Origin of the sequence: Cohnella thailandensis, assembly GCF_014212135.1 — a bacterium.
GTDB classification, from domain to species: domain Bacteria; phylum Bacillota; class Bacilli; order Paenibacillales; family Paenibacillaceae; genus Cohnella; species Cohnella thailandensis.
Window position 1 is genome coordinate 137,643 of record NZ_JACJVQ010000013.1, and the last position, 21,556, is coordinate 159,198.

Sequence of the window (21,556 nt, forward strand, 5' to 3'; positions counted from 1 at the left end):
GCTCTTATCTTAACATAATTAATAGCTTCTCTGCGCCACAAACTTGGCGATTTCCGCCAGATTCTTCTTGGCCGGGATGTCCGGCAGATTATCCAGCTCCCGCAGAGCCTTGGCGATGTAGCGGTCCGCCAGCTTCTCCGCTTCCGCGATGCCCGCGCTGGAGCGAACGAGCTTGACCGCCGGCGCCGATACCGCCGTGCCGTCCGCTTCGCGAATGGCGGCGATCTCCGCCAGAAGCGGCTCCCGCAGCTTCTCCTCGCGAAGCGCGAACAGGACCGGCAGCGTGATATTGCCTTGGCGAAGATCGCTTCCCGGCGGCTTGCCGATCGCCTTCTCGGTGCCGCACAGATCAAGCAGGTCGTCGGTGATCTGGAAAGCCATCCCGACCTGGTAGCCGAACCGGTACAGGGCGCTGCTCACCCGGTCCGGCGCTCCGGCGGCGATCGCGCCGAGCTGGCAGCTGATCGCGATCAGCAAGGCCGTCTTCCGGCGAATCCGGAGCAAGTAGTTGCGGGTGGTCTGCTCGGTATTGAAGAAATCTCGGATCTGTTCCATCTCGCCGATGCACATCTGTACGATCGCGCCGGATAGGATCCGATGGATGCGAGGGTCCTCCAGCTGTCCGGCCACGACGAGCGCCTTGCCGTGGATATAATCCCCGGTGAACATGGCGATCCGGTTGTCCCACTTCGCCTTGACCGTCGGCTGGCCCCGTCTCGTATTCGCGTCGTCGATGACGTCGTCGTGAACGAGCGATGCCATATGGATCAGCTCGAGCGGAACCGCCACCTTCTTCAGGCGCTCCAGGTCGTAATGGCCGAACTTGCCCGCCAGCAGCACGAATACGGGACGAAGCCGCTTGCCCCCGGCTTTAAGCAGATGCTTGGCCGAATCGTCGAGCAGCTCGAGCTCCGAGGAGACGCTGTCGGCAAGGGAGTCTTCAATGGATTGGAGCTCCGGCTTCAAGGATGCGTACAGCTTCAATAATTTCATAGGTTCACCTTCGGTAACAAGGATAACGTGCTAGGCGTGAACGGATTCGGGCCAACGCTCCAGACCGACCGGCCCGTCCAGCAGGCCCAGCTCTCGCGCATATTGGAAGTAGAGGTTCAAGCCCGCTTGCTCCGAGGGGCCGAAATCGTGGCTCAAGCCATCGAAATACCCGTTCCAATAATCCGGGGTGCCGCCGATCCGGCGAACGGCTTCGCGGACGATAGGTTCCCTGTCCGCCAGGTTGCGCCGCTTGCAGGAGGCAAGCTCCCGGTAGATCGAAGCGATCGCATCCGGATGCCGCTTGGCGGCGTCGCGGCGGACGGCCCATACGGCGAAGGTCATGCCAAGGCCCGTCCACAATCTCCAAATCTCCCCCAGATCGAGAACGCGGTAACCATGGTTCTCCCAGGAAGCGCGGATCGCATGGTCCCCGATCAGAAGTGCGGCGTCCGCCGACTCCAGCATCGCGTGAAGGTTCGGCTCGGCCGCCTCGTATTCGGGCTTGCCTCCGTAGAACCTCTCCATCACGATCTTAAGCAGATTCACCGTCGTTGCCGAAGTGGACGACATCATGATTTTGCCGAATCTGACTTTCTCGAGCGGCGACTTCAAGAACAGCAGCAGCGATTGGACCGCGCCCGCCGCGCTGACCGACAGGTCCGGCAGAAGCAGGTAGTCGTCGCTATTCATTCCGTAAGCGAAAGAAGAGATGGCCGCGACGTCGATCTCTCCCTCTCTCAGCTTGCGGTTAAGCTCCGCCGGCATGCCATAGACGACCTCCGCATCGCAGTCGAGCTTCTTCTCGTCGAAGCCGTGGAAGACGGGCCACACGTTCGCGTAATCGATTCTCCCGATACGGATAAGACGGGAATTCTCTTCAAGTGTTGTCATCGGTCTCTCCCCATCTTCTGAATAATCGGTGAGGAACGTTCATTCCGTCCAGGACCTTGCCGACGACGAAATTCACCGCATCCTCGAGCGTCTGAGGCCCGTGATAGAACGCGGGCATCGCCGGAATCATCCTGACGCCGAGACGCGCAAGCTTAAGCATGTTCTCCAGATGTATCGCGTTAAGCGGCGTCTCGCGGGGCACGAGCAGCAGCGGACGCCCTTCCTTCAGCGTCACGTCGGCCGCCCGCGTCAGCAGATTGTCGGCCGTTCCGTGAGCGATAGCCGCCAGCGTTCCCATCGAACACGGAACGACGGCCATTCCTTCGCAGCGGAACGAACCGCTGGCGATGGCGGCGCCGATATCCCCGTTCGGATAATATCGAAGACGGGATTCCTCGGCCAGTCCCAAACCCGCGGCCAGGGAATCCTGCCGCCTCGCGGCGTCCCACCCCAGCTCTTCCTTCAGCACGCGCCATCCGGCATCGCTGACGACCAGATGGACCTCGATGCCGGCGGCGAGCAATTCCTTGCACAGTTTGACCCCGTATACGGCACCGCTGGCTCCCGTCCAGCCCACGACCCAGCGCCTGATCCCGGTTCCGCCCCCGTTCACCACGATCTCACCAGAACCAAATCAATGAACGTAAAGACGAAGACGACCGAGCTTAACACCCCGTTCATCGTGAAGAAGGCGGCTTGCAGCTTGCTCAGATCCTCCGGCGTCACCAAGCGGTGCTCGTAGAAGAGCAGACCGGCCGCGATTACGGTGCCGACCAGATACCACCAGCTTAGATCGGTTAGGGCAAGCAGCACGACGAATCCGACGATCGTAAGGAAATGGAAAGCGCGGGCGATTCTAAGCGCTCCTTTGATTCCGAAACGCGCGGGAATGGAGTTCAGCCCTTCCTTGCGGTCGATCTCGATATCCTGGCAGGCATAGATCACGTCGAAGCCGGCGGTCCACAAAGCGACGGTAGCGAACAGGACAAGCGCCGGAAGGGAGATCGTTCCCGTTACCGCAACCCAGCCTCCGAGCGGAGCGAGCCCCAGCGTGATTCCGAGGAAGATATGGCACAGCCAAGTAAATCGTTTGGTATAAGAATAGAAGACCGTAAAAAACACCGCGATGGGAAGAAGCTTGACAGCCAGGCCGTTCAATTGAGAGGCGGCCCAGAACAAGATGGCGAAGGAGATAACAATGAAGAGAACGACTTCTCCCGCCTTCAACAAGCCGGCGGGAATCGCTCTCTTCTCCGTGCGAGGGTTTCGGGCGTCGATCGCCCGGTCGATGACGCGGTTAAGTCCCATGGCGGCGCTTCTGGCGCCGACCATCGCCAGCAGGATCCATCCGCATTGGGCCCAGGAAGGCAAAGCGTGATTCTCGGTGACGGCCCCAAGGATCGTCCCGACGTAGGCGAACGGCAAAGCGAAGATCGTATGTTCGAACTTGATCATTTCCAGGAAAATTTTAATTTTGCGAATCATGAGTCCATTGTCCCTTTCGTCCCGACGTGCAGCGCCGCTACTCCGCCCGTAAGCGGATAAGCTCTAACGTTGCGCATGCCCGCTTCCCGGAACATCTCCGCGAGCTGCTGAAGATCGGGGAAGCTCGCTAGCGATTCCGGAAGCCACCGGTACTGTTCATAGCTTTTGACGAACCATTTGCCCATCAGGGGCATGATTCTCTGGAAGTAGAGATTAAAGAAAAACTTGAAGGGCTGCCAGCTCGGCTTGGAGCATTCCAGGCAGACCACCTTCCCGCCCGGCTTCACGACCCGCCTCATCTCGCTCAGCACCTGATGGATGTCCGGCACGTTGCGCAATCCGAATCCGATCGTGACGTAATCGAACGAGTTATCCGCGAACGGGAGCGCCATCGCGTTGCCCTGAACGAGCTCGATCCGATTCTCGAGGCCGAGCTTCTTCACCTTGCTTCTGCCGATCTCGAGCATGTTGTGGCTGAAATCGAGTCCGACGGTACGGCCGTCCCCGTTCGCCCGGGCGATATCGATCGTCCAGTCGCAGGTGCCGCAGCACAGATCCAGCGCGCTGTCTCCCGGCTTCATGTCCATCTTCTTCATGGTGAACTTGCGCCACGCTTTGTGCCTTCGAAAGCTGATAATGTCGTTCATCATGTCGTACTTGGGCGCGATGCTCTCGAATACGGAATGAACGTGGCTCTTATCGGAATTGGTTGTCATCTGTTCGGCTTCACCCCGGTTCTTTGATCCCGGCGGCGGGAATGGGTCCCAACCGGCTCAGGAACGGCTCGAGAAGCTGTTGCAGCTCCTTGATCAACTTGTCCGAGGGCAGACGCTGGATCAGTTGCTGCAGCTGGCTTATCGCTTGCAGCAGCAGGTCTCCCAGCTTCTCCACCACGGAGTACTTGCTCATCAGCTGCGCTTTCGAACTCGGATCCGCGCGGTCGTCCATGATCGCGCGCCTGTCCTCTTCGTTGCCCTCCTGAAGGATGTGCCAGACGCCCCATCCTCTCGGGGACGGGCTCGGCTTCTCCGCCCGGGCGATCTCCTGGACGAGCAGCTCGCATCTTGTGAAACGCTCGATCATCTCCGGCCATACGCGTTCGTAGAGTCCGGTCATGAGATGGGTGAAGGAGAGGAAGAGGCCGGATTTGATCTCCGAGCCGTGGTGCAGATACTCCTCCGCGTTCAGCTTCATCTGCTTCATCTTCGAGTAGAACAGAACCTTCACGCGGTTCAAGTCGCAGATCGCTTCCCCCATGCGCCGGATCATATCGATCTGCCCCGCTTGAGCCAGAAGATGATAGAAGCGCCCGCTGAAATAATCTCCGGCCAGCACCTTGAGCTGGCGGGAGCGCATGCCTTTCATACCGCCGCCGGATGCGCCGGTTTCATTGTCTACCTGGTCGTGAATATCAAGACCCATTTGGACGAGGGAGGTGACGACGGCGAGAAGATCCTTATGGGTAACTGCCGAAGGCTGATGCGAGAGCATGGCGTGCAGCAGGCGAATCCGTCCTTCCGGCATCTCCGGAACGTCCGTGTGAAGGGTAATCATATCGTAGTCCATGTACTTCTGGGCCATTTGAGCTAAATGGTTACGTGTCATTATTCAGCCTCCGAGCAATAAACGAGAGCGGCAGGGTCCGTTTGCATGGCAACAATTATACCATATCCATACGTCGTCCGCATAAATGTCTGCTTGATTTCATGAATTCGCAAAATTTCTTCTCCAGGCGGCTCCGGCCCTCGTCCAATCGGGTCTTATTTTGGGCGCCCAGACGGGCTCGGAGCCCGCGATCGGATCCTGCAGGGCGGCGAGACCCGAGGATCTCCAGTCGGCCGCCCGAGAGTCCGCGGAGAATAGCAAGAGCCTTTTGCCCTGCTCCTCGGAGAACACCCGGATCAAGAGCTGCCGAACGTTGTGCACCTTGCCGAAAGAGAGCTCGACCAGGGCCGCCGCGTCCTTCCATACGCCGGCGGCGCCGCCCCGTTCCCGGGAAGCCGCCAAGTCGACCGTCAGAATGCCCTGCTCCCAGGTGAGCCTTCGGATGGACGACTCCAGCCTCATTCCGGCGAACGCGTCCACCATGTTCTCCTCGGACAGCGTCTGCACGGACATCGGCGCGAACACGGAAGGAGCCGCGCGCGTCCCGTTCATTCGTTCGTTCAGATTCGGCAGCTGGCCGAACGCGACGACCGCCACCGCGCCGGCGACCGCCAGCGCCAACCCCGCCTTAGCGAAGGACATCGTTATCCCGCCTTTATCCCCTTTGTACCTTCCTTATCATTGTACAAAGAAAAAAGGCAGGCTATGCCATCGCCTGTCCTTCCTCGTCCGCTTCTTCGACGCGCAACCGCGTCACCGGTCAATCGTCCGTTTCGATCGTGCCGTACTTCGTTAAAATAGTAGCCTTGCCTCTGATTTTGATAGCCGAGGTGTGATCGGTGAACTGGGCGATCATCACTTCGCCGCGATCCAGCTTCTCCGTATGATGAAAGCGAGTATCGTGGCCGCGGGTGAGTCCGATCACGTTCACTCCGTTGTCCTTCGCTTTGATGACGATATATTCCCCGCCAGACGGCATGGTATCCATTGCTCGTCCACCTCCTCTGTAATCTCCACTATGAAGGAAGATGCCGCGTCATGTCAATCGAAAGGGCTGCCCCAAAGGTTCTATAACCTTAATGGAACAGCCCCTTCTCTCGGGAACGGCCTGCGAACAGGTCCGCTATGCTTATGTAATGGTCGGAGTAGCGGGATTCGAACCCACGGCCTCATCCACCCCAAGGATGCGCGCTACCAGGCTGCGCTATACCCCGAAACAGGTTCGAGAGCCATTATAGCACAGGGCCGGAGAGCAGCGCAATCCTTGAATCCTCACAATACTAAGCAAATATCCGATTTTATTTAATGCCTTCCTTAAGAGCCTTGCCCGGCTTGAACGCCGGAATCTTGCCTGCCGGAATCTCGATCTCTACGCCGGTTTGAGGATTGCGGCCTTTGCGCGCGGAGCGCTCTCTAACTTCAAAGTTGCCGAAGCCTACGAGTTGGACCTTGTCTCCGTTCTGAAGAGCTTCGGAAATAACGTCAAAGACGGCATCAACCGCTTGGGTCGCATCCTTCTTGGACAGATCCGTCAATTCGGATACTTTGGTGATCAGTTCAGTCTTGTTCATGACATTCACCTCCTAGGCGGAAACTAGCTTGTTAACTGTTTATCCGTTTCACCAGAAATTATACACAGAGACGGCTCGCGGTTTCAAGCGGAGATGGGCATTCCCGCTCCGCAAGGCGGATTCAGGCCGTTTTTTTGCGGTGGCTGTTCATGAAGGTAACGGCTAGCGCCAGAACGAGAACGCCGCCCTTGACGATATCGTTCACGTAGTATTGCACGTGCAGCATCGTCAATCCGTTAATGAGAACGCCGGTCAGAACGGCGCCGACGAACGTTCCGACGATATTCGGACGTCCCGCTCCGAGCACGGAATAGCCGACGAATACGGCCGCCACCGCCTCCATCAGGAGCGGAGAGCCCGCGTCGATCTGCCCGGAGCCTACGCGCGCCGCGAACAGGATGCCGCCGATCGCCGCCATGACGCCGGAAGCGATATAGGCGTACATGCGGACCCGTTTCACGCGGAGACCCGACAGGCGAGCCGCCTCCTCGTTGCCGCCGGTCATGATCATCTGACGGCCCCAACGGGTGTACTTGAAGAACAGATGAGCTCCGATTACCGCGATAAGCATCAGGATAACGGGGAACGGAACGCCGAGGAGCTTGCCTTGCCCGATCCACAGGAAATCCTTCTCCATGACGCCGGGAGCTTTCGTCCCGTCGGACATCTGCATGTTGCTGTAGATCGCGTACCCCTTCGTATACGTCTTGTGAATCCCGTTGATGATGTACATCATCGCCAGCGTCGCGATCATGTCCGGAATGCGGACCTTGACGATGAGGAACGAATTCAAGAGGCCGACCAGGGCGCCTACGAGCAACGGAACGATAATCGTGACGACGAGCGGCATCTCGAACCAAACCATCATCGTGGCGGTCACGACGGTCGTCAGCGACACGGTCGCTCCCACGGACAAGTCGAAGCCGTCGACCGTAAGCGAGATCGTCACGCCGATCGCCACGAAGGTCACGATGGAGATGGAACGCAGAATATCCGTCAGGTTGCCGTAAGTGAAAAAGTATTCATTGTATAACGAAAAGAACAAGAGCACGACCCCGATAAAAATCAGAGCCCCGTACTTGTAGGTGAATTGCATCAATTTGTTCAAGCTAATTCCTCCTGACCTGCGCTCGCGTAGTATAACAGATTCTCCTGCGTGGCTTCGCCGCGAAGGAATTGTTTGACGATCCGTCCGTCGCACATGACGAGAATGCGGTCGGCCAGCCCCAGAGCCTCGGCGAACTCGCAAGTCAAGTACAGAATGCCCTTCCCCTGTGCCGCCAGCTCTCCGATAATGGTGAAAATATCCCGTTTCGCCCCGATATCGACTCCCTTGGTCGGCTCGTCGAGCACGAACACTTCGGCGCCCGTGTTCAGCCATTTGCCGATCGCGACCTTCTGCTGATTGCCGCCGCTCAAGAATCCGGTCAGCTGGCCCGCGGAGGACGTCTTGATCCCTAGCCGGCCGATGACGCCGATGGCGTTCGATTTCTCCTTGGATCCCGACAGGACTCCCCACTTGCTCAATTGGCCGAGGATCGGAAGACTCAGATTATGCAGCACCGATTCCTTCACGAGGATGCCTTCCTTCCGGCGTTCCTCGGGAACGAGCACGATACCCGACTCGACGGCTCCGGCAGGCGCTCTGAGATCGGCTTGCTTGCCCGCGATCCGCACCGTTCCCCGTTCCGCCTCGTCGGCTCCGAACAGGAGACGGGAGAGCTCCGTCTTGCCCGCGCCGACAAGACCGACGACGGCCACGATCTCTCCGCGCCGCACCTCCAAGTCGACTCCCCTTACCCGGTTGCCCAGCGTAAGATCGCGGGCGGATAGAACGACCTCTCCGATCGGAACCTCTTGCTTCGGGTACTCGTCGTCGAGGCTGCGGCCTAGCATCGCATGGATGATATCGGACGTGTCGATCTTCGAAGTCGGCTCCGTCAGGATCATCCGTCCGTCCCGCATGACCGTCGCGCGGTCGCAGATCTGGAACACTTCGTGCAGACGGTGCGAGATAAATACGAGCCCGATGCCGGCCTTCTTCAGCTTGTCCATGATGCGGAACAGCTGATCGGTTTCTTCCAAGCTAAGCGGAGCGGTAGGCTCGTCGAAAATGACGATCTTCGCTTCTTCGACCATCACGCGCGCGATGAGCACCAGCTGCTTCTCGGCAAGCGTCAAGTCCGCCACCTTCTTGCGGACCGGCACGTTCAAGCCTAGATCCGCGAGGAGCTTCTCCGCTTCCGCGTAGAGATCGCGCCATTTCAGCCAAGCGCGCTGCTTGGCCGTCATCATCCGATCGAGGAAGATATTCTCCGCGACCGACAGATGCGCCACCAGCGAGGTATCGACCTCCTGATAGACGCAGTGGATTCCTGCCGCCTTGGCATCTGCGGGGGAACGCAGGATCAGCTCTCGGCCTTCGATCCGTATCGTTCCTTCGTCCGCTTCATAGGCCCCGGACAGAATCTTCATCAAGGTGCTTTTGCCGGCGCCGTTCGCCCCGAGCAGTGCATGAATTTCCCCCGCTTCGACCGTAAATCTGGCATCGTGCAAAGCCTTGACCCCGGAGAACGATTTGCCGATCCCCGACATCTCGAGCAAGATCCCTTTATCCATACGCTAGATCACTTCCCTTATTGGCAGATTGCTATAGACAGCAGGAAACGGCGCGGCTATATTGCCCGCGCCGTGCCCCAGCCGTCGGTTTCGGTGTTGCTTCTTACTTCGCTCCGACAGCTGCCTCAAGCTCTTTCAGGTAATCGGTGTTGCCTTGGTCGCTCTCGCCCCAGCCTTCCACGTACTGGGACAGGTCGGCCGTCGTGACTTGCTTGTCCGTCGGAAGCGCGTCGCGGCTAACGTAGACGGAGTCGATCTGTACGGTCGGTTCGATCGTATCGCCGTGCAGAGCCTGGTACAGGTAACGAACGTGAACCGTTCCGATCGTCGTCGGGTCGACCGCCGCGGAGGCGATCCATGGGCTCGTCGGATCTTGGATCATCGCCAGGTCCTCGTCGCTCATGTCGATGCCGTAAACCTTGATTTCGTCGCGGCCCGCTTGCTTGATCGCGTTGGCCGCTCCCTTCGCGAACTCATCCCATGCCGCCCATACGGCCGTGATGCTGCCCTTCTCGGGATATTGCTTCAGGATAGCTTCCATCTTCGTTTGCGCATCCAGCTGCGGGTTGCTCGCATCGCCGAAGGAAGTGATCTCCTTGATGTCCGGATACTTCGCTTGGAATGCGGCGTAGGATTCTTGGCGTCGTTCCATCGGAGCGAAGCCGGCTACCCATACCTTAACGATGTTGCCCTTGCCGCCGGCATCCTTAGCCAGCTGCTCGAGCGTTTGTTCCGCCATCTTCTGGTCGTTCTGCGACAGGTCCGTCACGCCTTCGATTCCGAGCGCGGCGTCGAATGCCACTACCGGAATGCCGGCAGCCTTAGCCTTCTCTACGCCTGCGGCCAGGGCGCCGTTGTTGCCGTGGTCGATCAGGATGCCGTCGAACTTCTGGTTGACGGCCGCGTCCAGGTTGGACGCCATCTTGCTCAGGTCGTTCTCGGAAGCGAACACCGTCACTTCGCCGCCGAACTTCTCGACTTGCTTCTTGACGCCGTCGATGTATTGCGCGGAGAACGTACCCGTGTTGAACTGCATGACGAGCGCGATCTTCTTGCCCTTCAGCGCTTCGATCGAAGAATCGCCGGAAGCTTCGGGAGAAGCGGATTCGGAAGCCGGCGCGGAGGCCGACGGCGATGCCGATTCGCTGGCCGTTCCGTTATTGTTGCCGCCGTTGTTGTTGCCGCATGCGGTCAGCGCGAGCACCAATACCATCGCAAGCGCGAACCAGACGCCCCATTTTCTCTGTTTAACCATTTCTCTTGCCTCCTATATAATAGTGCTTGTCAAAATGAATATAGAGTAAATATAACCTCCATTACCCACTATGTCAATTGGATTTGTAGATTTTAGATGAATTGGTTTGCCAGAGTACATTGTAGGATATTCTTGTCGAATTCACAATTGTTTTGTCGTTTTTCTCGCAAAAAAAAACCTACCGGACAATAGAGCCGCACGGGCGAGTCATAGACTCAATAAATAAAAAACGGCTTCGGAAACGATCCGAAACCGCTCTTTATACAGACTGTTAGAGGATAATGGCGATAAGTCCGCCCGAGCCTTCGTTGATGATGCGGCCGAGCGTTTCTTGAAGCTTGTATCGGGCGTTGTCCGGCATCATCGCGATCTTGCCTTGGATGCCTTCCCTTACGATCGAATGGAGAGAGCGTCCGAAAATATCGGATTCCCAGATCTTGATCGGGTCCTTCTCGAAATCCTGCATCAGGTAGCGGACGAGCTCCTCGCTCTGCTTCTCCGTGCCGATGATCGGGGCGAATTCGGATTCGACGTCCACCCGGATCATATGAATGGACGGAGCGGTCGCTTTGAGGCGAACCCCGAATCGGGAGCCTTGGCGGATAAGCTCGGGCTCGTCGAGCACCATCTCGGTAAGAGAAGGCGCGGCGACTCCGTACCCGGTCGTCTTGACCATCTCGAGCGCCTCGGCGAACCGGTCGTACTCGCGCTTGGCATGGGCGAATTCCTGCATCAGCTGCAGCAGATGATCCTTCCCGCGGATCTCCGTCCCGACGACTTCCTGCAGGATCCGGTCGTACAGCTCATCCGGGGCGTACAAGTCGATCTCGGCGACTCCTTGCCCCATGTTCATGCCGCTTAGCCCGGCCTTCGCGATGAATTCGTACTCCAGGAAGTTGGACACGATGCGATCGACGTCTCTCAGCCTGCGAATATCCTTTACCGTGTCCCGAACGGAATTTTCATAGCTGGAACGCAGCCAATGGCGTTCGTTCAGCACCATGACCCAGCTCGGAAGATTGACATTGACTTCGTGCACGGGGAACTCGTAGAGCACCTCGCGCAGCACGCTCATGACTTCTTCTTCCCCCATCGTCGCTACGCTCAGCGTGATGACGGGAATGTCGTACTTGGCGGCAAGTTCGCTGCGGAGCGCCAACGTCTCGTCGCTGCGGGGGCGCGTCGAGTTGACGATAAGAACGAACGGCTTGCCGACCTCCTTCAGCTCCTGAACGACTCTCTCTTCGGCTTCTACATAGGCGCTTCGCGGAATTTCCGCGATCGTGCCGTCCGTCGTCACCACGACGCCCAGCGTGGAATGCTCCTGTATAACCTTCCGCGTTCCGATCTCCGCCGCTTCCTGGAACGGAATGGCGTCCTCGAACCACGGCGTAGTGATCATGCGGGGACCGTTCTCGTCCTCGTAGCCTTTGGCGCCTTCGACGGCATAACCGACGCAGTCGACGAGACGGACGTTGACTTCGAGCCCTTCCGCCACCTTGATTTGAACCGCGTTATTCGGTACGAACTTCGGTTCCGTCGTCATGATCGTCTTGCCGGCCGCGCTTTGCGGAAGCTCGTCGATCGCGCGTATCCGGTCGGATTCATGAGCGATGTTCGGCAGCACGACGGTTTCGACGAACCGCTTGATAAAGGTCGATTTGCCCGTCCGGACGGCGCCGACGACCCCGAGGTAGATATCGCCGCCCGTGCGTTCGGCGATATCCTTGAAAATGTCCACTTTTTCCAATGAGATTCCCTCCCCTTCGTAATCGCGAAGCCTGCGTGGTCCGTCAGCGCGACGGAACTCGTACACGAACTTGGACTGCTATCATTCTATGACCGAATGGACGGATTATGACGCAGCCTGATAATTATGTTAGAGATTGTTCCTACCCTTCCGCGCGCCTCCATACCCCAAGAGCATATGAGCCTTTTCTCCGTCCTATGTCGGCCGCGACAATAAAATAACCGCCCTTCCCCTAGGAGAAGAGCGGTTCTATTCATGAAGCTATTGATGAGGAAACGGCAAGCGGCTGCTCGTCCTTCCAGCGGTATTCCGGCGACTTAACCGGCACGTAATAGGATTCGGATACGAGATACTCCCGAAGATCCTCATCCGCCGCGGGAGACTTGCCCGCCTTGTCGATGGCTGTCGCGATATCGAGAGCGTAATCCAGGTAGACCTCGCCTTGCTCGTCCACCATATATTCCAGGCTTTGCCCGGAATACATGCTTTGCGATTCGTCCAGCTTAGCGCCGAGCTCGCCCGAATCGAGCGCCCAGAATCCGGGATAGCGCTCTTCGCCGGCCGGGATGTCCCCGCCATGGGAGTCCATATAGGCGTCGACCTTCTTCTGGATGTCGGCCGCCTGTTGATAGATTACGATATCCAGAAGCTTCACCTCCGGATTCGTCTCCTCGTTGATCAGCAGGAATTGATCCTTCCCGCCGTTCTCGAACGCGACCTTGGGAATGCTGCCCAAGTAATTCATTCTCTTCAGCTTGGCCAGATCGATCTTGAACTTCTCGTACTTCGGAACCGTCTCGTCCGCGCTCACGATCGGCAACAGTCCGGTTCCCTCCTGGTATTGCTTCACGGCGTCCTGCACGATCAGAACGGCTTGTCTGGCGGACGAGCTGTCGCCGGGCGTCTGCTCCTCCGGATACAAGCAGCCGGATAGCGTCAGGGCCGCCGCCGTCAGAATGGCTGCGGATGCCGCCCTTCTGCCGGTTCTAGCCTTGAAGATCCTCTTCCATTCCATTTCGGTTTTCCCTCCGAATTTATTTCACCATAATTCTTCTTCCGCCTGCTCCGCAAGCTTCCGCCGGATCGCCGCCTTCAGCGGATCCTCGGGCACGGTCACGACGACGTCGCCGCGAACCCTGGCCTGGCAGCCCAGCCTTATCCCTTCGTCCAGTTGCGGTCCGAGCTTGCGCCGCTCCGGCTCGGTCGGATCATTCAGACGTAAAAGCGCTTCCGCATCCGCGCTTACCTTGCACATGAGACAGCCGGCGACTCCTCCGCAGCGGGTTCGCAACGCCGCGTTCGCCCGGCGCGAGGCCTCCAGCAGAGTGACGCCCGAACGAACCGTTACCGTGCGGTTGTCCGGCAGGAAAGTGACCTTGCACGTTCTCGCATGCCCCCCTGCGTGAGACATCCGCTCCGCCTCCTCTGTCTTGACGGTATTAGAAATACGTTTTATTTCTCGCCGTCAGCTTCCCCGCGCGCTCCACGACCGCTTGACAGCCAAGACGGTAGCCTTGCTCCAGCTCGTCGTCGCCTAACCGATCCCACTCGGCATCGGTTACCTCCGCCAGCAATTCCGCTCCTTCCGTCACGATGCAGCGGCACCTGGCGCACGTTCCTCTCGAACAATTGAACTGCCAGTCGATCTTCGCGTCCTTGGCCAGCTGCAGCAGGCTGACGCCGGTGCGCGGTTCCACGGAGGCGGTCAGGGTTCTTCCGGTTAACGTAAACATATGTGTCTCCCCCGAATCGTTCGCAACCTATACGATGGCTATAAATCCGCAGAGCATGCCGGATAGCAGGAACATAAATGCGATAAACGACAGGATAAATCGAAGGATGCCCTTTGTCTTCGCCCTGGCGAACATGACGACTACCGCTGCCAATACCATCAAGCCGATCCCGACAAACGAGACCCACATTTTCATCATCGGATCCATACTCGCGACTCTACCCCTTCTGCGCCACCCTTATAAAAATCCTGAATATTATACCATTTTCGCTAACCGAATAAAAGAAAACCCCGTCGACGATTCCCGTCGACGAGGTGGATAATGCGGCTCGGCGCAGCGCATCACTTCTTCATCATCATCTTCATCAAGCTTTCTAGGCTGTCGATGTTCATTCCGCTTTTTTTGACGGCTCCGACAATCTCTTTTACCGTATCCTCGGTAACGGGCACCCCCGCCATCGTCGATACCTGCTTGATCAATTGGCGAAGCTGCGTTTCGCTTTGCAGCGTGGTCGGCGTCACGTTCCCCGCGATTTTTTTGATCGAGTTTTCGGATATCGTTTTGCCCGTTTTCTTATTGACCGCGCCAAGAATATCCTTGGAAAATTTCTTGTCCATGTTCGCCCTCCTCCGGAATCCTGCCATGTATCCTATGAAGCGGAGGGGCAAACGGTGTAGGCTGTCAACTTGCGGGACAACTGTGCTTCTATAAGTTTAGATTCTCGTTCTCGTGCGTGCGGACCCGGCCCATGAGCGCGCCGACCGCTTCGGAAGGAGATTTGCCTTCGAAAAGCACCTTGTACAGCTGCTGCGTAATCGGCATCTCGACGGAATGGATCTCGGATAGGCGCTGCGCCGCCTTCGTCGTGCGAACGCCCTCGACGACCATCCCCATCTTCTCGAGAACCTCTTCGAGCGCAAGGCCTTGAGCCAGCATGGAACCGGCTCTCCAGTTCCGGCTGTGCCGGCTCGTGCAGGTCACGATAAGGTCGCCGACGCCGGCCAATCCGGCGAACGTCAGCGGACTCGCTCCCATCGCATTGCCGAGCCGAGCGATCTCGGCAAGACCGCGCGTGATCAGCGCGGCTTTGGCATTATCGCCGAAGCCTAGCCCGTCGGACAATCCCGCGCCGAGAGCGATGATGTTCTTGATGGCTCCCGCCGTTTCTACGCCGATAATATCGGAGTTCGTATAGACGCGGAAATAAGAGTCGTTCATGAACAGATCCTGAGCCGCTTCCGCGCGATCGAGGCGGCTCGACGCGACGACGACCGTCGTCGGATGGCGATCGATGACCTCCTCCGCGTGGCTTGGGCCGGACAGATCGACGATCTCTTCGGTCGGGCGGTTCAGCTCTTCCGAGAGCACGACGGACATTCGTTTCAGCGTGTCGGTCTCGAAGCCTTTGGTCGCATGGACGATAAGCGCGTCGCGGCGAAGATAAGGACGTGCCGCTCGCGCCACCTCCCTCGTTGCGGAGGATGGAGACACGAAGACGACGGCGTCCGCGCCCGATACGGCCGCTTCCATATCCGTTACGGCCGTGATCCCCTCCGGAAGCTCGGCTTCCTTGAGGAACCGGGAATTGCGCCGCTGCTCGTTAATCTCCTTCGCTTGGGCTTCGTTGCGGGTCCAGAGAGTAACGGCGTGGCCGTTATCGGCGAGGACTCTCGCCAGAGCGGTGCCCCAGCTCCCCGCCACGAGCACGGTTACGGATTTACGCGCCATGAGGTTCACCTTTCTTGCCGCTGCCAAGCTTGTTCTCGGTACCGTTCAGGAGCTTGACGATATTCTTGCGATGTCTCGCGATGGCAAGCACGGCGATAATGACCGCGCCCCAGATGTAAGGAGCGCTCCATCCGCCGATCGCGAGAATGATCGGCACCAGGACGACGAGCAGCATCGAACCGAGGGACACGTATCTCGTAATGGCGATGATAAGGATGGCGATAAGGCCGGCGATGAGAACGGGAACGAAGGAGAGAGTCGCCATGACTCCTACCGTCGTGGCGATTCCCTTGCCTCCTTTGAAACGGAAGTAGATCGGCCAGTTATGTCCCGCGATCGCGGCTAGCCCGCATAAGACGGGCACCCAATCGGAATCGCCGCCGAGCCAAACGCCGAGAAGCACGGCGACGACGCCTTTGGCGATGTCGAGCAGGAAGACGGCGATGCCCGGTCCCTTGCCGAGAACGCGCAGCGTATTGGTCGCGCCCGCATTGCCGCTTCCGTGATGCCGAATGTCGATCTTCATAAGCCAACGGGCAATAAGGATGCTGAAGGATACGGATCCAAGCAAATAGCTGATCGCGATCGCGATGATTGAAGCGGTCACGGATGGGTCTCTCCTATTCTTGGTCGGACTTGCGCCGAGTAAAGAGCCTCAGCGGCGTCCCCTCGAAGTCGAACGCAGCCCTGATCTTATTTTCAAGAAAACGCTCGTACGAGAAGTGCATCAATTCCGGATCGTTCACGAATACGAGCAGGGTCGGCGGCTTCACCGCGACCTGGGTAACGTAATTGATGCGCAGCCTTCTGCCCTTATCCGTAGGCGGAGGCGTAACGGCTACCGCATCCGACACGATATCGTTCAGCACGTGCGTCGGAATTCGCATCGCATGCTGCTCCGCGACGCGGTTGATGACCGGGAACAGCTTTTGCAGCCGCTGCTTCGTCTTCGCGGACAGGAACACGATCGGCGCGTAGGACATGAACAGGAAGTGATCGCGGATCGAGTTCGTGAAGTTCTGCATCGTCTTCTCGTCCTTCTCGACGGCGTCCCACTTGTTCACGACGAAGATAGACGCCTTCCCGAGCTCGTGAGCGTAGCCGGCGATATGCTTATCCTGCTCGATGATTCCCTCTTCCCCGTTGATCACGACGAGGGCGACGTCCGCACGTTCGATCGCCTTCATCGAACGCATGACGCTGTACTTCTCGGTCGTCTCGTACACCTTGCCGCGCTTGCGCATCCCCGCCGTATCGATCAGCACGTACTTCTGGCCGTCCTTCTCGAACGGAGTATCGATCGCGTCCCGGGTCGTGCCGGCCACTTCGCTCACGATGACGCGGTCTTCCCCCAGGATGGCGTTCACCAGAGACGACTTCCCTACGTTCGGCCTGCCGATAAGCGCAACCTTGATCACGTCGTCGTCGTATACCTGATCTTCCTTGACGGGAAGCAGCTTCACGGCCGCGTCCAGCAAATCTCCGATCCCGATCCCGTGCGAGCCCGAGAGGGCGACGGGGTCGCCGAAGCCTAAGCTGTAAAACTCATAAATATCGTCCATCCGTTGAAGGTTATCCACTTTGTTGACCGCAACGACGACGGGTTTCCCCGAACGGAAAAGAATTTGAGCCACTTCTTCGTCCGAATTCGTCACTCCGGCTTTGGCATCTACCATGAAAACGATGACATCCGCTTCTTCGATCGCAAGCTCTGCTTGCATGCGGATAAGACGAAGCATTCCGTCTTCCCCGTCAATCTCGATACCGCCGGTATCGATGACGCTGAATGCGACGCCGTTCCATTCTCCGGTTCCATAGATACGGTCCCGGGTCACCCCGGGCTTGTCCTCCACGATGGCTAGCCGGTCGCCGATGATCCGGTTAAAAATCGTGGATTTGCCGACGTTCGGCCTCCCCACGATGGCGATTACGGGTCTTGCCATGGTTTCACTCCTCAATTAACAGCATCATAGTAACAACCTTCATCATAACAAAAAATGCTTGGAATGGCTAACGGTTCTTCAATGACGATCCACGATGATAAACAAGTCGTCGCCGAGGCGATGAGCCGCCGCATCCAATATCTTCTCCAGAAGCTTGGCGATATGCGTCATTTCCCCTTCATCCGCCGTCAGAAATGCGGGAAGCCCTCCCTTCACCTTGTCCGGTTTGACGGTCACGACCGCGATTATCTTAGCCATCCGGAAGCATCCCTTCCTTGCGATAATTCGCTTCGGTCGGCATTCGCACGGCCGCCTCGAGCAGAGGGACATTGCTGACCGCTCGAAGCGCGACCTCTCGGTCATGCTCCCTCGGGAGCAGTAAAATCCCCAGCTTGCCGGATTCAAGATCCAGCTTCGCGAGCGGCAGCAAAGCCGGTTCTCCGTCATCCCGATACACGCCCAACCGAACGGAGACATCGTGAAGAATCGCTTGTCTCTGCCCGAGATTCGTGAGGGTCACCTTCGCGTCGTCGCTTCGCGGCGACAGCACGAAGCCCATCCCGATTCTCCGGATAATCTCCTGGTTCTCCGGAAGCCCTACGTTCATCATGTAAATGTCTCCGACATAGGCATCGGGACCTTCTACCCGAACAGGCGCGAATTCGATCAACGCCACGTCCTTGATCGTCTTCCCCTTCCGAAACCGAAGCACGACTCCCAGGCAGACGATCCCGATCGCGAGTCCGACTATCCATCCGAATAAAGAGACGCCCATGCTCGTCAAGAAGGCCGCCAGGATGGACAAGTAATTTCGGCCTTCGAACACGACGGCCGTCCCTTCTATGTAGGTCGTTCCCCGCGGCACGAGCTCTTGCTTATCGATGGCGCTTAGCGTGTTCCGCTCCATATTCCGCACGTCCCGGAATTGCTGGGCCGCCATTCCGAGAAAAGTGATTGCCGTGAAATCCTTCTTCAGAAGCGCCGGAACGGCGACGGAGCCGAGCGCCGCGGCTATCGTGCCTAACGCCAAATGGATGATCTTGCCGTGCGGGTAGGCGGGATATTGACGGTAATCGCTTTTCAGCATAAGAAACCGGGAAGCCGCGCCGACTACCGTACCCATGACTACACCCGTCAGATCCGAATGATTGAACACCCAAAACGCGTTCATGTGCGCTCTCCTCCTTTGCGTAAGTTTAATCGGCTCCAGACCGCCCCGACTCGCTGCATCAAGTAGGACAGGCTTCTCGAGCATCCGACCGCAAGCCACCAGCCCGCCATCCATTCGGAATCGCCGAGCAAGGAAATGCCTCGAGGTTCGGTCCGAAGCCATGCGTCCGCGAACGATGAGAGAGCAAGTCCGGCGGTAATGGCGAGCCATTGCTCCAGCGGGCAGCGAAGAAGCATAACGGCGATGATTCCGATCAACCCGGCCAAGTACCAGCGCGGGTTAGCCGCCAGCAAAGAAGGGATCACCAGCGTCAGCTTGCTCATGAACAAGGAGATCGATCCGATCAGCAGTCCTGCCGCAAGCGAAGTCCAGCGGCGAATCTTGGGCAACGTCAAGGAAGCGAGCAGGGCGGCCAGTACGATAAGAACCAATCCGAGATTCAGTTCCCCAAGAGCTCCCAGGGAATACGTTCGGGCATACGAGAAAGGCCATAAGACAAGGAACAGCGTCACTCCCCACTCCGGCAGGCCGGCGGACAGCTCCTTGCGCCATCCGCTCCACCATAGAATGACGACCGCCAACCATATGACGATACTGATTAAGCCGGGCTGCACGTAAAGTTCCTCTCCCCGTTCGAAACGTCTTCGGCGCGGGCGCCGGTTGCGACATTAGTATTCGCCTTTAACGGGAGATTCCATGCCCTTCCTTCGCTCCGCAAACGAAACAAATCCCCTCATCCACAGGGAATCGCTTCGAATAATTTCCGATGCATGAAAAAAGCCTCCGGAAGCAACGGCTTCCGGAGGCTTTTTCCCAAGCGATATCTTATTTGAACTTGCTCAGCTTGTCACCGAACTTCTCGCCAAGCGTGAAGCTCATCGATTCCGTAGGAGGCAGGTCCACGTTCTCGCGAGGTGCGCGCGGGCCGCGCGGTGCGCGATCGCCGCGAGGCTCTCTCTCTTCGCGAGGAGGAGCTTCTTCCGTCTCCTTGATGGAGAGGGACACGCGCTTCTCCGCCGGGTTGAAATCCAAAATCTTGGCCTTCACTTCTTGGCCTTCCTTGAGGACTTCGAACGGAGTCGCGATGTGGCGATGAGCGATTTGGGAGATATGAACAAGGCCTTCGACGCCCGGAGCGATCTCGACGAACGCACCGAAGCTTACGAGACGCTTAACGACGCCCGTTACGATCTCGCCCGTCTGGAATTGGCCGGCAGCCGTCTCCCAAGGGCCCGGCTGAGCCGCCTTGATGCTAAGGCTGATCTTGCCGATCGAAGGATCGACCTTAAGGACTTTAACCTTTACGCTTTGACCTTCGGAGACGACGTCTGCCGGATGGGCGACGTGCGACCAAGCGATCTCGGACACGTGAACGAGGCCGTCGATTCCGCCGATATCGACGAAAGCGCCGAACGGAGTCAGACGTTGAACCGTTCCTTCGATGATTTGGCCCGGCTCGAGGCTCGCCATGATTTGTTGCTTCTGGGCTTCGTATTCCGCCTCCAGAACTTCCTTCTGGGACAGGATGACCTTGTTGTTCTCGCGATCGATCTCCTTAACCTTGACGCGAAGCGTGCGTCCCTTGTAGCCGGAGAAGTCTTCCACGAAATGACGCTCTACCATGGATGCCGGGATAAAGCCGCGAACGCCAACGTCGGCGACGAGGCCGCCCTTCACGACGTCGGCAACCGTTACTTCGAACGCTTCGCCGTTGTCGAATTTGGCTTGCAGATCGTCCCAAGCGCGGGTGCTGTCGATTTGACGCTTGGAGAGGACGAGGCTCTCCTTCTCGTCGTTGATGCTGACAACCTTCGCTTCTACTTCTTGGCCGACTTGAACGGCATCCGAAGCGCTTTCCAGGTTTACGGAAGACAGTTCGCGAAGCGGAATGACGCCGTCGTATTTATATCCAAGGCTTACGAACGCCTTGTCATCATCGATCTTGACGATCGTACCCTTCACGGTGTCGCCCTTCTTGATGGATACGACATTCTCAAGCGCATCCTGGCTTACCGCTTCGGAAGCCGATTCCTGAACATTGATTTCTTCAGACATGAAAATACCTCCTCAGTTCTACCCCAACTTTATTTAAACCCGCTTCGAAAGGCGGCGTTTAAATCGCTCAAATACGACTTGCGACTTACGATCGATCCAAATAATACCTGTAGTATGATGGAAATCCGGATAAATCATTCATGGCATGCGTACGTCTGGATCAACCCGTAGGCTGACCGGTACGTATCATCTCTCGAATCCTCGACATCAGCTCGTCGGTGGCGGCATCCAGGTCTTCCTCGCCCTTCACCAGGTAAGGAGAGAGGTCCAGCGGCGCTCCGTAAACGGTCACCATCTTGCGAAACCAACGATAATCCCCGACGATAGCTACCGGAACGACGGTCGCTCCCGCTCTGACCGCCATGCTGACGGCTCCGCGCTTGCCCATCGCCACTCCTTCGATTCGCTCTCCCTTGCGGGTGCCTTCGGGGAAGATCCCCATGACCTTGCCTTCGCGAAGAAGAGTTATCGCCGTCTTGATGGCTTCCTTGCTGACTCCGCCTCGCTTCACCGGAAACGCGCCTACCGCTCGGATAAGAGATCCGAAGCCGGGAATTCGGAACAATTCTTCCTTCGCCATGTAATGCACCTTGCGAGGGACCGCAATGCCTATCGTGATCGGATCGAGTACGCTTAAATGATTGCTGCACAGCACCGCCGCACCCTCTGCAGGGATGTTGGAGACGCCTCTCGCTTCGAATCGAAACGCCGCCTTGAAAAAGGCGTGAAGCAATACCCTAGCAAACCCATATAGCAT

At 57.8% G+C, this 21,556-nt stretch carries 26 protein-coding genes and 1 tRNA gene; all 27 read right to left on the reverse strand.

Annotated features, from left to right (window positions below; translation table 11 throughout):
* Positions 1 to 18 precede the first annotated feature (18 nt).
* Positions 19 to 993, reverse strand: a complete 975-nt coding sequence (locus H7B67_RS14810; protein WP_185120622.1) for a polyprenyl synthetase family protein — start codon at positions 991 to 993, stop codon at positions 19 to 21.
* Between the two features lie 30 nt (positions 994 to 1,023).
* The gene (locus tag H7B67_RS14815) at positions 1,024 to 1,884 is read right to left on the reverse strand and encodes a menaquinone biosynthetic enzyme MqnA/MqnD family protein (protein WP_185120623.1); all 861 of its coding nucleotides are present in this window, start codon (positions 1,882 to 1,884) and stop codon (positions 1,024 to 1,026) included.
* Positions 1,871 to 2,500, reverse strand: coding sequence for a UbiX family flavin prenyltransferase (locus H7B67_RS14820; RefSeq protein WP_425353897.1), 630 nt, complete (start codon positions 2,498 to 2,500; stop codon positions 1,871 to 1,873). The genes H7B67_RS14815 and H7B67_RS14820 overlap by 14 nt, the downstream gene beginning before the upstream one ends.
* The gene (locus H7B67_RS14825) at positions 2,494 to 3,369 is read right to left on the reverse strand and encodes a UbiA-like polyprenyltransferase (protein WP_185120624.1); all 876 of its coding nucleotides are present in this window, start codon (positions 3,367 to 3,369) and stop codon (positions 2,494 to 2,496) included. Before H7B67_RS14825 ends, H7B67_RS14820 begins: the two co-directional genes overlap by 7 nt.
* On the reverse strand, positions 3,366 to 4,085 hold the full coding sequence (locus H7B67_RS14830; protein WP_185120625.1) for a demethylmenaquinone methyltransferase: 720 nt from the start codon (positions 4,083 to 4,085) through the stop codon (positions 3,366 to 3,368). The genes H7B67_RS14825 and H7B67_RS14830 overlap by 4 nt, the downstream gene beginning before the upstream one ends.
* Before the next feature lie 10 nt (positions 4,086 to 4,095).
* Complete coding sequence (locus H7B67_RS14835; RefSeq protein WP_185120626.1) at positions 4,096 to 4,974, reverse strand: heptaprenyl diphosphate synthase component 1; 879 nt, start codon at positions 4,972 to 4,974, stop codon at positions 4,096 to 4,098.
* A gap of 99 nt (positions 4,975 to 5,073) precedes the next feature.
* Positions 5,074 to 5,616 (reverse strand): hypothetical protein, encoded by a 543-nt coding sequence (locus H7B67_RS14840; protein WP_185120627.1) that lies wholly within the window; start codon positions 5,614 to 5,616, stop codon positions 5,074 to 5,076.
* 118 nt (positions 5,617 to 5,734) lie between these two features.
* Positions 5,735 to 5,962, reverse strand: a complete 228-nt coding sequence (gene mtrB / locus H7B67_RS14845; RefSeq protein ID WP_185120628.1) for a trp RNA-binding attenuation protein MtrB — start codon at positions 5,960 to 5,962, stop codon at positions 5,735 to 5,737.
* Positions 5,963 to 6,111: 149 nt separating this feature from the next.
* Positions 6,112 to 6,188: transfer RNA gene (locus H7B67_RS14850), tRNA-Pro, on the reverse strand.
* An 84-nt stretch (positions 6,189 to 6,272) separates the two neighbouring features.
* The gene (locus H7B67_RS14855; RefSeq protein ID WP_185120629.1) at positions 6,273 to 6,545 is read right to left on the reverse strand and encodes an HU family DNA-binding protein; all 273 of its coding nucleotides are present in this window, start codon (positions 6,543 to 6,545) and stop codon (positions 6,273 to 6,275) included.
* A 121-nt stretch (positions 6,546 to 6,666) separates the two neighbouring features.
* Entirely contained in the window at positions 6,667 to 7,641 is a 975-nt protein-coding gene (locus H7B67_RS14860; protein WP_185120857.1) for an ABC transporter permease, read from the reverse strand.
* An 8-nt stretch (positions 7,642 to 7,649) separates the two neighbouring features.
* A complete protein-coding gene (locus H7B67_RS14865; RefSeq protein WP_245363628.1) occupies positions 7,650 to 9,164 on the reverse strand; it encodes a sugar ABC transporter ATP-binding protein in 1,515 nt (504 codons plus the stop codon).
* A 103-nt stretch (positions 9,165 to 9,267) separates the two neighbouring features.
* Positions 9,268 to 10,419: a sugar ABC transporter substrate-binding protein gene (locus H7B67_RS14870; RefSeq protein ID WP_185120630.1), complete on the reverse strand. Its 1,152-nt coding sequence runs from the start codon at positions 10,417 to 10,419 to the stop codon at positions 9,268 to 9,270.
* Positions 10,420 to 10,690: 271 nt separating this feature from the next.
* A complete protein-coding gene (gene spoIVA / locus H7B67_RS14875) occupies positions 10,691 to 12,169 on the reverse strand; it encodes a stage IV sporulation protein A (RefSeq protein WP_185120631.1) in 1,479 nt (492 codons plus the stop codon).
* Between the two features lie 253 nt (positions 12,170 to 12,422).
* Entirely contained in the window at positions 12,423 to 13,184 is a 762-nt protein-coding gene (locus H7B67_RS14880) for a hypothetical protein (RefSeq protein WP_185120632.1), read from the reverse strand.
* A gap of 24 nt (positions 13,185 to 13,208) precedes the next feature.
* Entirely contained in the window at positions 13,209 to 13,580 is a 372-nt protein-coding gene (locus tag H7B67_RS14885; RefSeq protein WP_185120633.1) for a 2Fe-2S iron-sulfur cluster-binding protein, read from the reverse strand.
* A gap of 28 nt (positions 13,581 to 13,608) precedes the next feature.
* The gene (locus H7B67_RS14890; RefSeq protein WP_185120634.1) at positions 13,609 to 13,902 is read right to left on the reverse strand and encodes a 2Fe-2S iron-sulfur cluster-binding protein; all 294 of its coding nucleotides are present in this window, start codon (positions 13,900 to 13,902) and stop codon (positions 13,609 to 13,611) included.
* A gap of 27 nt (positions 13,903 to 13,929) precedes the next feature.
* On the reverse strand, positions 13,930 to 14,100 hold the full coding sequence (locus tag H7B67_RS14895; protein WP_425353898.1) for a DUF2768 family protein: 171 nt from the start codon (positions 14,098 to 14,100) through the stop codon (positions 13,930 to 13,932).
* 143 nt (positions 14,101 to 14,243) lie between these two features.
* Entirely contained in the window at positions 14,244 to 14,519 is a 276-nt protein-coding gene (locus H7B67_RS14900) for a stage VI sporulation protein F (protein WP_185120636.1), read from the reverse strand.
* Between the two features lie 88 nt (positions 14,520 to 14,607).
* Positions 14,608 to 15,630 (reverse strand): NAD(P)H-dependent glycerol-3-phosphate dehydrogenase, encoded by a 1,023-nt coding sequence (locus H7B67_RS14905; RefSeq protein WP_185120637.1) that lies wholly within the window; start codon positions 15,628 to 15,630, stop codon positions 14,608 to 14,610.
* Positions 15,620 to 16,237, reverse strand: a complete 618-nt coding sequence (gene plsY, locus H7B67_RS14910) for a glycerol-3-phosphate 1-O-acyltransferase PlsY (RefSeq protein ID WP_185120638.1) — start codon at positions 16,235 to 16,237, stop codon at positions 15,620 to 15,622. The genes H7B67_RS14905 and plsY overlap by 11 nt, the downstream gene beginning before the upstream one ends.
* A 13-nt stretch (positions 16,238 to 16,250) precedes the next feature.
* Entirely contained in the window at positions 16,251 to 17,573 is a 1,323-nt protein-coding gene (der, locus tag H7B67_RS14915; protein WP_185120639.1) for a ribosome biogenesis GTPase Der, read from the reverse strand.
* A gap of 78 nt (positions 17,574 to 17,651) precedes the next feature.
* Positions 17,652 to 17,831: a capping complex subunit for YIEGIA gene (locus H7B67_RS14920; RefSeq protein WP_185120640.1), complete on the reverse strand. Its 180-nt coding sequence runs from the start codon at positions 17,829 to 17,831 to the stop codon at positions 17,652 to 17,654.
* The gene (locus H7B67_RS14925) at positions 17,824 to 18,744 is read right to left on the reverse strand and encodes a YIEGIA family protein (protein WP_185120641.1); all 921 of its coding nucleotides are present in this window, start codon (positions 18,742 to 18,744) and stop codon (positions 17,824 to 17,826) included. The genes H7B67_RS14920 and H7B67_RS14925 overlap by 8 nt, the downstream gene beginning before the upstream one ends.
* Entirely contained in the window at positions 18,741 to 19,358 is a 618-nt protein-coding gene (locus H7B67_RS14930; protein WP_185120642.1) for a hypothetical protein, read from the reverse strand. The genes H7B67_RS14925 and H7B67_RS14930 overlap by 4 nt, the downstream gene beginning before the upstream one ends.
* Before the next feature lie 211 nt (positions 19,359 to 19,569).
* The gene (gene rpsA, locus H7B67_RS14935; RefSeq protein WP_185120643.1) at positions 19,570 to 20,799 is read right to left on the reverse strand and encodes a 30S ribosomal protein S1; all 1,230 of its coding nucleotides are present in this window, start codon (positions 20,797 to 20,799) and stop codon (positions 19,570 to 19,572) included.
* Between the two features lie 160 nt (positions 20,800 to 20,959).
* Positions 20,960 to 21,556, reverse strand: coding sequence for a lysophospholipid acyltransferase family protein (locus H7B67_RS14940; protein ID WP_185120644.1), 597 nt, complete (start codon positions 21,554 to 21,556; stop codon positions 20,960 to 20,962).